The following is a 12,628-nucleotide window of genomic DNA, read 5'->3' on the forward strand; positions in this document are numbered from 1 at the left end:
TCGGCGTGGTTGCGTTCGGCACGCTCGCACGCGGCGACGAGCGGCCGCTGATCGTCGACCGCCACGATCACCTGTACCTGTCGCGCTATTTCGACTATGAGCGGCGGCTTGCCAATGCGCTCGTCGCGCAGGCCGGTGTGGCCGCACCGGACGACGGTCTCGCACCCGACCGGTTGCGCGACAGCCTCGCGCGTTACTTCGGGCCGGCAACCGGCGAAGTCGACTGGCAGCGCGTCGCGGCGATCGTCGCGCTGACGGGCCGCGTGACGATCGTCAGCGGCGGCCCGGGCACGGGCAAGACGACGACCGTCGTCGGCGTGCTGGCCTGTCTGCTCGACGCGCATCCGGGGCTGCGCGTCGCGCTGGCCGCGCCGACCGGCAAGGCCGCGCAGCGGATGCAGGAAGCGCTGCATGCACGGGCCGGCGACCTGCCGCCCGAACTCGCGGCGCGCCTGCCGGATACGTCATACACGCTGCACCGGCTGCTGGGCGGCGGCGGGGCGGCCGGGTTCCGGCATCATCGCGACAATCCGCTGCCGTACGATCTGATCGTCGTCGACGAGGCGTCGATGATCGACGTCGCGCTCGCCGCGCATCTGCTCGATGCGCTCGCGCCGGGTGCGCGGCTCGTGCTGCTCGGCGACAAGGACCAACTGGCCGCGGTCGAGGCGGGCGCCGTGTTTGCAGAGTTGAGCGCGCGGCCGGCGTTTACCGCCGCGGCGCGCACGCGCATCGCGCAGGCGCTCGGCATCGACGAGGCGGCATTCGTCGCGGCGCTGCCGGTGCGGGACGAAGCCGCGACCGCGGCGATTCCGGCTGCAGATCCGGTTTCCGCCGCGGCCCGGGCGCCGGCGCCTGCCGCGGCCGCTGCGCGCAAACCAGCGTCGCGACGGAAAGTCGACGTGCGACAGGCATCGCTTTTCGACGACGAACCGCAGGATGACGACAGTTCGCCGTCCAGCGTCGAGCCGCCGCCGGCTGCTGGTCCGGTGCTGACCGGAACCGGTGAGCCTGGTGAGGCTGGCGCGGCGGGCGAAGCCCCCGCGTGGATCGAGGTCGACGAACTTGCGTGGCTCGACACCGTCGAGCTGCCGCCGTTCGACGCGGGCGACGCGGCGCTTGCGTCGATCACTTCGATATTGCCGGACGAAACCGCCACCGCGTCGGCCGCACCCGCACCCGCACCGCTCGCCGACTGCGTGGTCTGGCTCGAACGCAATTACCGCTTCGGTCTCGATTCACCGATCGGGCGGCTGTCGCTCGCGATCCGCAGCGGCGACGTGCAGGCCGCGCTCGACGCGCTGCCCGCCGACGATTCGGCCGCCGCGTCATTCCACGACGATGCGGGCGAGTCGCTCGCGTCGTCGACAGTCGAGCGGCTCGCGCGGCGCTTCGGCGCTTACCTCGACGCGTTGCGCGACGCGCTGGCCGCGCCGGTGCCCGATCCGCTGCCGCTGTTCGACGCGCTCAACCGGTTCCGGATCCTGTGCGCGACCCGCAGCGGCCTGCGCGGCGCGGAGCACGTCAATGCGCTCGTGGCCGCGCACGTGCGCCACGCGGCGCGGGTGCCGCTGGCGGTCGGCGCGCACTGGTTCACGGGGCGGCCGATCATGGTGACGCGCAACGACTATGCGCTCGGGCTGTTCAACGGCGATATCGGCATTGGGCTGCCCGACGCGCACGGCGTGCTGCGCGTGTGGTTCAGGCGCGCGGACGGCACCGCGCGTGCGGTGTCTCCGGCCGCGCTGCCGCCGCACGAAACCGCGTTCGCGCTGACGGTCCACAAGTCGCAGGGCTCGGAATTCGACGAAGCCGCGCTCGTGCTGCCGGCATCGTTCGGCCGCGTGCTCACGCGTGAGCTCGTCTATACGGCCGTCACGCGTGCCCGCACACGTGTGCAGGTGATCGGGCCGCGGCGCGTGCTGGCGCAGGCGGTCGCGACGCGTACGCAGCGCGATTCGGGGCTCGCGGCACGCGTCGACGAGGCGCTGGCACGGCGCCGCGCGGAGGCTTCGCGATGATGATCCGCTATACGCTCGATCCGGCCGAAGTCGAATGGACGGCCGTGCGCGCGCAGGGCGCGGGCGGGCAGAACGTGAACAAGGTGTCGAGCGCGATCCACCTGCGCTTCGATATCCGCGCGTCGTCGTTGCCGCCCGTCATCAAGGAGCGGCTCCTTGCACTGTCCGACCAGCGCATCACGCGCGACGGCATCGTCGTGATCAAGTCGCAGGAATATCGCACCCAGGAAAAGAACCGCGAAGCCGCGCTGGCGCGACTCGATGCGTTGATCAGCGGTGTTGCATTCACGCCGCGTGCGCGGGTCGCCACGCGGCCGACGCGTGCGTCGAAGGAGCGGCGGCTCGAGCACAAGTCGCGCCGCAGCGTGGTGAAGTCGGGGAGAGGGAAGGTGATCGACTGACGAATCGATGGCGGGTGAACGACTGGCGCGCGCGTCGTTTGCCCACCGTCGTGCTGGCTAGCGCATCACGGTCCCGGCGCTGTCGAGCACGAAGTCGACGCAGAACACGACCAGCCGGTTCTGCGCGCGGATCGCGACGGCGGCCGTATAGCAGTCGCGGCCTTCCGTCAGCGAGAAGTGCGGGCCCATCAGCGCGACGCGTCCGGGCGCGGCGATCGCGCGCTGGAAATACGGGCGCCGCGACCAGTTGCTGTGGGTTTCCGGGAAGAGCGGCGAGAGGCGCGTGAAGCCCGCCTGGCCGTCGTCGGCGCGCGCGCCGATCGACGGCAGGAACTGCTCGCCGGTTTCGTCGGTGACGAACACGCGGCGCGCGGCCGGCACCGCGAACACGCGCTGCGCGGCGTCCTGCAGGTTGCCGCTTGCGGAAAACGCCGCCGCGCCGGACAGCACGAGCCGCTCGATCGCGTCGAAGCCGGGCTGCTCGGCGACGACCGGCGTGTGCCGGCGCGCGATGAAGCGCTGCCACGCGGCGTCGAGCATCGCGGGTGCTGCCGCGCTGGCATGGGCGATCGATGCATCGGGCTGGCCGAACTGGAAACCCTGCACGAAATCGATGTCGGCTTCCATCAGCGCCTGCAGCGAGTCGTCGCTCTCGACGCCCTCGGCGAGCACCATCGCACCGGCCTGATGCAGCATCGACACGAGGTGATGCATGATGCGGCGATCGTCGGCCGAACCGGTCGAGCGGACGACGAGCGAGCGATCGAGCTTGACGATGTCGGGGCGCGCGCGCCACACGCGGTCGAAATTCGAGAATCCCGTGCCGAAGTCGTCGATCGCGATCAGGAAGTCGCGATGCTGGATCATGTCGATCGTGCGGGCGAGCGCGGCTTCGTCGCGCGACGGCTGTTCGACGACTTCCAGCACGATGCGGTTCGGCGGCAGCGCGAAATGCCGGCACAGCGCCTCGACGAATTCGCGCTGCACGAGGCCCGAGTCGAGCACGCGCGGGTTGACGTTCAGGAACAGCCAGCCGTCGCCGATGCCCTGCGCGACGAAGTTGGCCGTGTGCAGGCAGCGCGCGAGCCGGTCGAGCAGCAGCGCGTCGGCGTCGGCGCGCGTCTTGTCGAACAGCGCGGCGGGCGAGATCAGTGCGCCGTTCGGATCGACGACGCGCAGCAGCGCTTCGTAGCCGACGACCCGCTTGTGCGTGATCGACAGCACGGGCTGGAACACGCTGCGCAATGTCGTGGTGCGATAGGTGGCGACCCAGCCGCCGGGCGTCGGCGTGAGGCGTTCGAGCAGGGAGTCGAGCGAGAGGTCGCGGGCGGGCTTCATGTCAACGGTGCCCGGGGCCAAGCGGCAGAACGACGGCGCGCCGCCACGCTGAAGCAGTCGCACGCGCCGGCGGACGCGAAAGGGCATGGAACATCGAGGCCGCCTTCTGCGGGTAAGTGTCCGGAGTGTAACGGGAACGCGGCGGCTCGCGTATCAGGGAAACTCCAGACACACGCGGGAACGGAACTGCGGCCGGCGCCGCTCGCATGCGCGCCGCGCATGACCGCCGCGCAGCGTCGGGCGTCGCCGCCGCACATGACAATCCGGCAGCATGGCATGGCATGGCATGGCATGCCATGCCATGCGAGGCGAGGCGGGAAATCCTGGCGGCCGGCAAGTAGTGAGCGGCGGTCGCCGTCAGACGAATGCCGTCGCGCCGCGGCACCATTCGCGGGCGCGGCGATCAACAGCCCGCGCCCGGTCGTCACGCATCACGGCCGGAACGACGGCGGCGCGTGCACCCGAATGTATCGTCAGGTCGCTTCGCCGCTGCGCGGCCGGATCCCGGGAATCCGCTTGATCGCGCCGGTCGCGAGCGCGGTGCCGACGAGCACGATCGCGCAGCCTTCGATCATCACGGCCGACACGTGTTCGCCGAGGAACAGCGCGCCCCACAGCAGGCCGAACACGGGAATCACGAACGTCACGGTAATCGCTCGCGCGGGGCCGATGTGCGCGATCAGGTGGAAGAAGATGAAATACGCGATGCCGGTGCAGGCGACGCCCAGCGCGAGCACCGAGCCCCACGCGTGCGCGCTGACCGGCGCGGCCGGCCAGGTGGCGATCGCGAACGGCAGCAGCAGGAGCGTCGAGCCGATCATGCTGCCGGTCGCGTTGACGAGCGGATCGACGCCGGTCAACTTGCGCTTCGTGTAGTTGGCCGCGATGCCGTACAGCAGCGTCGCACCGAGCGCCGCGGCGGCGGCGAGCGCGGTCGCGGCGGCGCCCGTTTCGCCGTGCGCATTCGCGATCTGGTTCCACACGAGCGTGAGCACGCCGGCGAAACCGATCACGAGGCCGAGCGCGCGCGGCAGCGACAGCTTGTCCTTCAGCCACAGGTAGGCCACGAGCGCGCCCCACAGCGGCGTCGTCGCGTTGATCACCGACGTCACGCCGGCCGACAGCGTCAGTTCGGCGAACGCGAACAGGCAGAACGGAATGCCCGAGTTCAGTGCGCCGACGACGAACAATGGCCATGCATGACGGCGCAGCCGGGCGCCGAGATCGGCGGGTTTGAAGCGCGTCAGCGCGAAGCCGGCGAGAAACAGCGCGCCGATGCCCACCCGCAACGCCATCAGCGGCGCGACGCCGAAATCGACCACGCCGACTCGGATGAACAGGAAGGACGCGCCCCACAGGGCGGCGAGCACGGTCAGCAGGAAAGCGTTCTTGGGCGACATCGATCGGCGAGGGCGGGGACGGGATGCGAGGAATCTTACACCGCGTTACCGCCCCGTCGTTTCACGATCGGATGAAACGACAAGAAACGGCCATTCCGGCCGTTTGCCGCCGGGCGGCGGACGCCCCGCCACGTGCGGCGCGACCGATCAGGTCAGTGATGACGCCAGCCGCCGCGTCCGCCGAACCCGAAATTGAGCGACAGCGCCGGGCCCCAATAACCGCCCCATGCGGGTGCATAGGCCGGCGCCGGATAGTAGTAGGCGGGGGCCGGATCGACATACACGGGCGCGGGCTGTACCGGCACCGGCGCCGCCGTGTAATAGCCGCCCGGATAGTAACCGTACGGGTAATAGCAGCCGGCAAGCGTCGTGCAGGCAAGCGCCGCGGCGACGAGGGTCCTGTTCATGATGTGTCTCCGGCGGAGCCGGCTATCGGCAGATGCTTGAAGCTTAGGCCGAGTCCCGATGACACGGTATGAGAAACGGTAACCGATCATTTCCGGGGGGGCGGCCGCGCCTGTTGCGGTGCGACAGACGAAAACGGCGCTTCCGCCCCGCGGAAACGCCGTTGAACCGCCCGGCCCGCCGCTGGGCGACGACGCCCGGCCGGCCGATGTCGGATTGCTTACTTGCCGACCTGGTTACCGATGATGCCGCCGGCCGCCGCGCCGCCCAGCGTCGACAGCGCGTTGCCGCCGATCGCCGCGCCGGCAACGCCGCCGACGCCCGCACCGATTGCCGTATCACGCTGGCGTCGCGACATCGAATCGCAGGCCGACAGGCTGGCCACTGTCGCGACGAGGAGAGCGTATACCCCAAAACGCCGAATCGAGTTCATGATCGTTGTCCTTGTGGTAGTGAACGGAAGGCGCGCGACCGGCTGGCGGCCGCGCATGTCCCCAATCTACGCGCCGTCCCGCGCTGCTGCTGTAAGGACTTGTTAAGGCTCGCGCGGTTTCGTAATCAATTGTTTCGCATGGGCCGGCAGGCACATCGCATGCGCAAAAAAAGCCCGCTCGAAAGCGGGCTTCGTGCCTGGCGAGGCGATCCGGCGGAATCGCCGGACCGCGCGTTCGCTTACTGGCGATGATAGATTTCGGCGCCGGTCTTGACGAACTCGACCGCCTTCACTTCCATCCCCTTCTTCAGCGCCTCGGTTTCCGACACGCCCTGCTGCGCCGCGAACTCGCGCACGTCCTGCGTGATCTTCATCGAGCAGAAGTGCGGGCCGCACATCGAGCAGAAGTGCGCGACCTTCGCCGAATCCTTCGGCAGCGTTTCGTCGTGGAATTCGCGCGCCTTGTCCGGATCGAGGCCGATGTTGAACTGGTCTTCCCAGCGGAACTCGAAGCGCGCCTTCGACAGCGCGTTGTCGCGCACCTGCGCGCCCGGGTGGCCCTTTGCGAGGTCGGCGGCGTGCGCGGCGAGCTTGTACGTGATGATGCCTTCCTTCACGTCGTCCTTGTTCGGCAGGCCCAGGTGCTCCTTCGGCGTCACGTAGCAGAGCATCGCGGTGCCGAACCAGCCGATCATCGCGGCGCCGATGCCGGACGTGATGTGGTCGTAGCCCGGTGCGATGTCGGTGGTCAGCGGCCCGAGCGTGTAGAACGGCGCTTCCTTGCACCAGTCGAGCTGGAGATCCATGTTCTCCTTGATCAGTTGCATCGGCACGTGGCCGGGGCCTTCGATCATCACCTGCACGTCGTGCTTCCACGCGATCTGCGTGAGTTCGCCGAGCGTCTTCAGTTCGCCGAGCTGCGCTTCGTCGTTCGCGTCGTAGATCGAGCCGGGGCGCAGGCCGTCGCCGAGCGAGAAGCTCACGTCGTACGCCTTCATGATCTCGCAGATCTCTTCGAAGTGTTCGTACAGGAAGCTTTCCTTGTGGTGCGCGAGGCACCACTTCGCCATGATCGAGCCGCCGCGCGACACGATGCCGGTCATCCGGTTCGCGGTGAGCGGCACGTATTGCAGGCGCACGCCCGCATGGATCGTGAAGTAGTCGACGCCTTGCTCGGCCTGTTCGATCAGCGTGTCGCGGAAGATTTCCCAGGTGAGGTCCTCGGCCTTGCCGTTGACCTTTTCCAGCGCCTGGTAGATCGGCACCGTGCCGATCGGCACCGGGCTGTTGCGGATGATCCACTCGCGCGTTTCATGGATGTGCTTGCCGGTCGACAGGTCCATCACCGTGTCGCCGCCCCAGCGGATCGCCCACGTCATCTTGTCGACTTCCTCGCCGATCGACGACGTGACGGCCGAGTTGCCGATGTTCGCGTTGATCTTCACGAGGAAGTTGCGGCCGATGATCATCGGCTCGGATTCCGGGTGGTTGATGTTCGCGGGGATGATCGCGCGGCCGCACGCCACTTCCGAGCGCACGAATTCCGGCGTGATCTCGGCCGGCGCATTCGCGCCGAAGGCCGCTGCGCCGAACGCCTGGCCCGGGTGCTGGCGGCCCATCATCGCGGCGAGCTTCGCGCCGTTCGGGCCGCTGGCCTTCAGGCTCTCGAGGTACTCGGCGCGGCGCTGGTTCTCGCGGATCGCGATGTATTCCATTTCCGGCGTGATGATGCCCTGGCGCGCGTAGTGCATCTGCGTGACGTTCTTGCCGGCCTGGGCGCGGCGCGGGTTGCGGTGCAGGCCCGGGAAGCGCAGGTCGGCGGTGGCCGGGTCGGCCGCGCGCTCGAGGCCGTACTGGCTCGACAGGCCGCTGAGCACTTCGGTGTCGCCGCGTGCCTCGATCCAGCCCTGACGCAGCGCGGCCAGGCCCGCGCGAATGTCGATCTTCGCGTCCGGATCGGTGTAGGGGCCCGACGTGTCGTACACGTAGATCGGCGGATTCTTTTCGCCGCCGAAGCCGGTCGGCGTGTCGGCCTGCGTGATTTCACGCATCGGCACGCGGATGTCGGGCTGGGAGCCGGTGACATAGACCTTGCGGGAATTCGGCAGCGGGGCGACGGCCGCGGCATCGACATGAGCGTCGGCGGACAGAAACTTCGGATTGGCGTTCATGCAATCTCCTGTGTGAGCGCCGGACAGGCGCTTCGGCGCTTGCCCGGAGCCCTTGACGTATGTGGGGCTCGAGCTAAGCAGGAGACGAGGCTTGGTGAGGCGGCGGATTTCGTCAGAAGGATGGCGGCGAAATCCGTACGCTTCCCTGCGCTGGCATTATCCAGATCAGGTTCAAAGGGTATTTCTCACCCGCAATGCCGGTTGTTTGACCGGGCGCATTGCAGGACCCCCGCGTTAGCAGGGCACACGATACACTGGCTTGGCGGCGGTTTCAACCGGGAGAGGATCGGCTGCCCCGGTGCGGCCGCAGCATGGCGGGCGGCACGGTGGCCCGTCGAAATGGCAGCGCGCGTCGCTGCCGCATGGCCTCCCGGCTTGGCCGGCCGCGGCAAAGCGGTGCAGCATGACGCGCTTTCGCGCAACCTCAAAAAAAATTTTCGCAGCGGCTGTCATTTCCCGCGACGTCGTCCGTCTATTCGGCTCCTTAAACCCATGTTGTTTTGGAGAGATGTCATGAAAAAAGTACTGATTGCCGCTTGCGTCGCCGCTTTCGCCACGATCGCCACGGGCGCGTATGCGCAGAACGATGCGATGTCGCAGCCGGGCTCGTCGATGTCGAAGGACGCGATGGGCCACGACGCGATGGCCAAGGATGCAATGGGCCATGACGCGATGAAGAAGGACGGCATGAAGAAGCATGCGATGAAGAAAGACGCGATGAAGAAGGACGCGATGTCGCACGACGAGATGGGCAAGCCGTCGGGCGACAAGATGGCGCCGTCGAACTGACGAAAGGCGGACGCGGCGCGGCCGGCGCGTGCGTCGCACGGCGGCCGCCCGCATCGCGTCCCGTCCCGTTGACTCATTCCGGGAGTCTTCATCATGCAAACCGTTCCCGCCACCGGCCGCGCGGCCGCCACGCCGCCCGCGCGCCCGATCCATCCGCTGTGGGTGCGCGCGAGCCACTGGCTCAACGCGCTCGCGGCGATCCTGATGGTGCTGTCCGGCTGGCGCATCTACGACGCGTCGCCGATCTATCCGCCGTTCACGTTCCCGCACGGGATCACGATCGGCGGCTGGCTCGGCGGCGCGCTGCAATGGCATTTCGCGGCGATGTGGCTGCTCGTCTTCAACGGGCTGTTCTACCTGACGATGTCGATCGCGACGGGGCGCCTCGCGCGCAAGATGCTGCCCGTCACGCCGGCGTCGATCTGGCGCGACATCCGTGCCGCGCTGGGCGGGCGGTTGTCGCACGCCGACCTGAGCGTCTACAACGCGGTGCAGCGCGCCGCCTACCTGACCGCGATCGTCGATCTCGTCGTGCTGGTGCTGTCGGGGCTCACGATCTGGAAATCCGTGCAATTCCCGCTGCTGCGCGAATTGTTCGGCGGCTACGACAACGCGCGAGTCGTGCACTTCTGGGCGATGTCGCTGCTCGTCGCATTCATTGCCGTGCACGTCGCGATGGCGCTGCTGGTGCCGCGCTCGCTGCTCGCGATGCTGCGCGGGCGCTGACCCGTCAACCTCGGATGAAGGAAATCATCATGTCGGAATCCGAAACCAAGCGCGACGGTTCGCGCTGGACGCTCGACCGGAAGTCGCTCGAACTCGACGTGCGCCGCGAGCTCGAGATGCCGTCGAGGCGGCTGTTCAACCGGCGCGTGCTGACGCTCGGCGGGCTGACGATGCTGACCGGCTGCACGCTGAAGGACGACGCGTCGGTCAATACGTTCCTCGAGACGGTGTCGCGCATGAACGACCGCGTGCAGGCCTGGCTGTTCAGTGGCGAGCGGCTCGCGCCGACCTACACCGAAGCCGACATCACGCGACCGTTCCCGTTCAACGCGTACTACGGGATCGACGACGTGCCGCACGTCGACGCGTCGACGTATCGGCTCGTGCTGTCCGGCCGCGTGACGGGCAAGCGCGTGTGGACGCTCGACGAACTGTATGCGCTGCCGCACGCGGAACAGATCACGCGGCATATCTGCGTGGAAGGGTGGAGTGCGATCGGCCGCTGGGGCGGTACGCCGTTCGGCGCGTTTCTCGCTCGCGCCGGCGCCGACACGCGGGCGAAGTATGTCGGCTTCAAGTGCGCGGACGATTACTACGAGAGTATCGACATGCCGACCGCGCTGCATCCGCAGACGCTGCTCGCGTTCGACTACGACGGCCAGCGGCTGCCGCCGGAGTTCGGTTTCCCGATGAAGCTGCGGATGCCGACCAAGCTCGGCTACAAGAACCCGAAGCACATCATGGAAATCTTCGTGACCGATACGTTTCCGGGCGGCTACTGGGTCGACCAGGGGTACAACTGGTTCGGCGGATCGTGAGCGGGGCGTGGCGCGCGGTGGCGGCGCATGCCCGCGATGCGCCGGGCAGCGCGGCATCGCACGTCACGCGTCACGCGGATTCGCGTACCTGGAGGTCGACGCGCAGGCCGACGGCCGCCGCCATGTTCACGAGCGCGTCGAGCCCGAACAGGTTGATCTTGCCGCGCATCAGGTCGGAGACGCGCGGCTGCGTGACGCCCAGTCGTTCCGCAGCCTGGGCCTGACTGAGTTCGAGCTGCGCGATGCGTTGCTTGAGCGCGATCATCAGCTCGGATCGCAGCTTCATGTTCTCGGCTTCGGCCGGCTGGCCCTCGATTGCGTCCCAGACGCTTGAATAACGGTCGGTTGTCATCGTTTCCTCTCCATCGTCAGCGCGCGATAGCGCCGGGCGGCCAGTTCGATATCGGCTCGGGTGGTGCGCGTCGCTTGCTTGCGGAAGCAGTGCAGCACGTAGACGGCGTCGGCGAACGTCGCGACGTAAATGATCCGGAACGCGCCGCTCGCATCGCGCAGGCGAATTTCCCGCACGCCGACGCCGACGGTGCGCATCGGCTTCCAGTCGTCGGGCGCGAACCCGCGTTGTACCTGGTCGATCTGGTGGCCGGCTTCGCGTCGCGCGGGCAGCGGAAAGCCGCGCAGATCTGCGAGCGCGCTGCCGACGAAAACAACAGGCTTCGGCGGGAGAATGGTCGAATTATACAAAATTTTGTATGGACGGTGCAGGTGTCGAAGGAAGGTCGTTCAGCGCATGCGGCGCGTGAGCCGACCGTCACGATAAGGGGGAAGTGCTGGCTGGCGCGCAGGACTGGCCGTTCGGCCGATGGCTGACTCGATCGCGACGGATCGCGTGAATGGCGTGAATGGCGGGTCGGATCGACACCGTGGCAACGCACGCATGTCGCGTATCCGGCCCCCGATTTCACCCGCCCGCCGGCCGGGAAATGTCGCGCGGAAACATCATTCGCGATCCTTTCAGACTGGTCCGACGATGCTTTCGAATCCTTGATGCCATAATGCCGAGCGTGCGCAGCCGAAACGGTTGCGCGCGTTTTTTTTGTCCCTCTGCCGCCGCTTGCCGGTTCTCTTTCGTCGCCGTTCGCACTGCCATGTCGTTCCGCACGTTCGCTCTGCCTTCCCGGTCCCGCCAGGGCCGTTTGCCGGCATCGCCGGCGCCTTTCAGCGGAGCACGCGGCGTGACGTGCGGGCAGGCTGCTCGATGACGCCGCTCGACCGCCTCCTCGATTTCTTCGCCCGCTTCTCGTTCCGGATCCGCCTGCCGCAAAGCCGCGGCGGCCGCGTCGCGCTGGCGCTCGTCTTCATCTATTTCGTCTGGGGTTCGACCTACAGCGGCCTGCATTTCGCGCTGCAGTCGTTCCCGCCGCTGCTGCTGTCGGGGCTGCGCAACCTGCTCGGCGGGATCGGCCTGTTCATCTTCGCGCTGCGGCGCAAGCCCGAATGGCCGACGCTGCTCGAAATCCGCAATGCGGGGATCGTCGGCACGATGCTCGTCGCGCTGTCGTCCGGCACGATCGCGCTCGGGATCAGTCTGGTCAGCAGCGGCTCGGCCGCGGTGATGGTGGCCACGGTGCCGCTGTTCGCGACCGTGATCGCCGCAGTTGCCGGGCGGCCGGTCACGAAAGGCGAGTGGTCGGCCGTGGCCCTCGGGATGGTCGGCATCGTCGTGCTGAACTCGGGCGGCGCGGCCGCGCAGAATTCGGCGCTCGGCACGATCTGCGTGCTGGCCGGCGCCCTGTTCTGGGCGGGGGGCGCGCATCTCGCGACGCGGCTCAAGCTGCCGTCCGACCTGTTTCTGTCCACGTCGCTGCAGATCGGCCTCGGCGGCATGATCTCGACGCTGGTCGCGTGGCTGGTCGGCGAACGCGTCGAGCACCTGATGGTGGGGCCGGTGTTCGCGTTCCTGTATCTGATGGTGTTCTGCACGATGGCCGCGTACGTCGCGTACGGCTACCTGATCCGCCACACGAGCCCGATCATCGCGAGCAGCGCTGGATCACGGCGTCGTCGGCGGGCGCGCTGCTCGTGATTGCGCTCGCCGGGCTCGGCAGCACTATCGCGGGCACCGCGTAAGGCCGCCGTCGATCTGCATTACGCTTCGTTCGCTCCCA

General features: G+C 68.0%; 12 protein-coding genes, 1 pseudogene and 1 riboswitch. Of the genes and pseudogenes, 6 read left to right on the forward strand and 7 right to left on the reverse strand.

Translation table 11 applies throughout. From position 1 onward, the window contains the following. A partial coding sequence (locus tag G3N98_RS34785) for an AAA family ATPase (RefSeq protein ID WP_206150674.1) occupies positions 1–2,021 on the forward strand: 2,021 nt, incomplete at its 5' end. Further along, positions 2,018–2,422 carry an alternative ribosome rescue aminoacyl-tRNA hydrolase ArfB gene (gene arfB, locus G3N98_RS34790; RefSeq protein WP_039352282.1) on the forward strand — a complete coding sequence of 135 codons (405 nt, stop codon included), beginning with the start codon at positions 2,018–2,020 and terminating at the stop codon, positions 2,420–2,422. The genes G3N98_RS34785 and arfB, both read left to right, overlap by 4 nt. A gap of 57 nt (positions 2,423–2,479) precedes the next feature. Here arfB and G3N98_RS34795 read toward each other — a convergent pair whose 3' ends face one another. The 5 genes from G3N98_RS34795 to thiC all read right to left on the reverse strand — a co-directional run bounded on the left by G3N98_RS34795 (position 2,480) and on the right by thiC (position 8,169). Further along, positions 2,480–3,760, reverse strand: coding sequence for an EAL domain-containing protein (locus G3N98_RS34795; protein ID WP_175239105.1), 1,281 nt, complete (start codon positions 3,758–3,760; stop codon positions 2,480–2,482). A 473-nt stretch (positions 3,761–4,233) separates the two neighbouring features. Continuing rightward, complete coding sequence (locus tag G3N98_RS34800; protein WP_089472455.1) at positions 4,234–5,160, reverse strand: DMT family transporter; 927 nt, start codon at positions 5,158–5,160, stop codon at positions 4,234–4,236. 152 nt (positions 5,161–5,312) lie between these two features. Continuing rightward, positions 5,313–5,567 (reverse strand): hypothetical protein, encoded by a 255-nt coding sequence (locus G3N98_RS34805; protein WP_089424922.1) that lies wholly within the window; start codon positions 5,565–5,567, stop codon positions 5,313–5,315. A 218-nt stretch (positions 5,568–5,785) separates the two neighbouring features. Beyond that, positions 5,786–5,998 carry a glycine zipper 2TM domain-containing protein gene (locus tag G3N98_RS34810; RefSeq protein ID WP_069247576.1) on the reverse strand — a complete coding sequence of 71 codons (213 nt, stop codon included), beginning with the start codon at positions 5,996–5,998 and terminating at the stop codon, positions 5,786–5,788. A 239-nt stretch (positions 5,999–6,237) separates the two neighbouring features. Further along, positions 6,238–8,169: a phosphomethylpyrimidine synthase ThiC gene (gene thiC, locus G3N98_RS34815; RefSeq protein ID WP_206150675.1), complete on the reverse strand. Its 1,932-nt coding sequence runs from the start codon at positions 8,167–8,169 to the stop codon at positions 6,238–6,240. A gap of 124 nt (positions 8,170–8,293) precedes the next feature. Further along, positions 8,294–8,410, reverse strand: a riboswitch (TPP riboswitch). 272 nt (positions 8,411–8,682) lie between these two features. On the opposite strand from thiC, the gene G3N98_RS34820 reads away from it, so the two are divergent. From G3N98_RS34820 to G3N98_RS34830, 3 genes are all read left to right on the forward strand, one after another. Then, entirely contained in the window at positions 8,683–8,958 is a 276-nt protein-coding gene (locus tag G3N98_RS34820; protein WP_011351498.1) for a pentapeptide MXKDX repeat protein, read from the forward strand. 93 nt (positions 8,959–9,051) lie between these two features. Further along, complete coding sequence (locus tag G3N98_RS34825; protein ID WP_089430823.1) at positions 9,052–9,684, forward strand: cytochrome b/b6 domain-containing protein; 633 nt, start codon at positions 9,052–9,054, stop codon at positions 9,682–9,684. Positions 9,685–9,713: 29 nt separating this feature from the next. Further along, a complete protein-coding gene (locus tag G3N98_RS34830; RefSeq protein WP_089425873.1) occupies positions 9,714–10,502 on the forward strand; it encodes a molybdopterin-dependent oxidoreductase in 789 nt (262 codons plus the stop codon). Between the two features lie 70 nt (positions 10,503–10,572). On the opposite strand, the gene G3N98_RS34835 is transcribed toward G3N98_RS34830, so the two are convergent. Then, positions 10,573–10,854 carry an XRE family transcriptional regulator gene (locus tag G3N98_RS34835; RefSeq protein WP_089439637.1) on the reverse strand — a complete coding sequence of 94 codons (282 nt, stop codon included), beginning with the start codon at positions 10,852–10,854 and terminating at the stop codon, positions 10,573–10,575. Beyond that, on the reverse strand, positions 10,851–11,204 hold the full coding sequence (locus G3N98_RS34840; RefSeq protein WP_089439638.1) for a type II toxin-antitoxin system RelE/ParE family toxin: 354 nt from the start codon (positions 11,202–11,204) through the stop codon (positions 10,851–10,853). Before G3N98_RS34840 ends, G3N98_RS34835 begins: the two co-directional genes overlap by 4 nt. 514 nt (positions 11,205–11,718) lie before the next feature. Here G3N98_RS34840 and G3N98_RS34845 point away from each other — a divergent pair. Beyond that, positions 11,719–12,507: pseudogene (locus G3N98_RS34845) on the forward strand (EamA family transporter); the annotation flags it as partial. Positions 12,508–12,628 lie beyond the last annotated feature (121 nt).

Source organism: Burkholderia sp. Tr-20390, from assembly GCF_017104595.1.
GTDB lineage: Bacteria > Pseudomonadota > Gammaproteobacteria > Burkholderiales > Burkholderiaceae > Burkholderia.

Excerpts from the sequence above, each read along its gene's own strand:
- arfB (WP_039352282.1), top strand. The coding sequence starts at position 2,018 with ATGATGATCCGCTATACGCTCGATCCGGCCGAAGTCGAATGGACGGCC.
- G3N98_RS34795 (WP_175239105.1), bottom strand. The coding sequence starts at position 3,760 with ATGAAGCCCGCCCGCGACCTCTCGCTCGACTCCCTGCTCGAACGCCTC.
- G3N98_RS34800 (WP_089472455.1), bottom strand. The coding sequence starts at position 5,160 with ATGTCGCCCAAGAACGCTTTCCTGCTGACCGTGCTCGCCGCCCTGTGG.
- G3N98_RS34805 (WP_089424922.1), bottom strand. The coding sequence starts at position 5,567 with ATGAACAGGACCCTCGTCGCCGCGGCGCTTGCCTGCACGACGCTTGCC.
- G3N98_RS34810 (WP_069247576.1), bottom strand. The coding sequence starts at position 5,998 with ATGAACTCGATTCGGCGTTTTGGGGTATACGCTCTCCTCGTCGCGACA.
- thiC (WP_206150675.1), bottom strand. The coding sequence starts at position 8,169 with ATGAACGCCAATCCGAAGTTTCTGTCCGCCGACGCTCATGTCGATGCC.
- G3N98_RS34820 (WP_011351498.1), top strand. The coding sequence starts at position 8,683 with ATGAAAAAAGTACTGATTGCCGCTTGCGTCGCCGCTTTCGCCACGATC.
- G3N98_RS34825 (WP_089430823.1), top strand. The coding sequence starts at position 9,052 with ATGCAAACCGTTCCCGCCACCGGCCGCGCGGCCGCCACGCCGCCCGCG.
- G3N98_RS34830 (WP_089425873.1), top strand. The coding sequence starts at position 9,714 with ATGTCGGAATCCGAAACCAAGCGCGACGGTTCGCGCTGGACGCTCGAC.
- G3N98_RS34835 (WP_089439637.1), bottom strand. The coding sequence starts at position 10,854 with ATGACAACCGACCGTTATTCAAGCGTCTGGGACGCAATCGAGGGCCAG.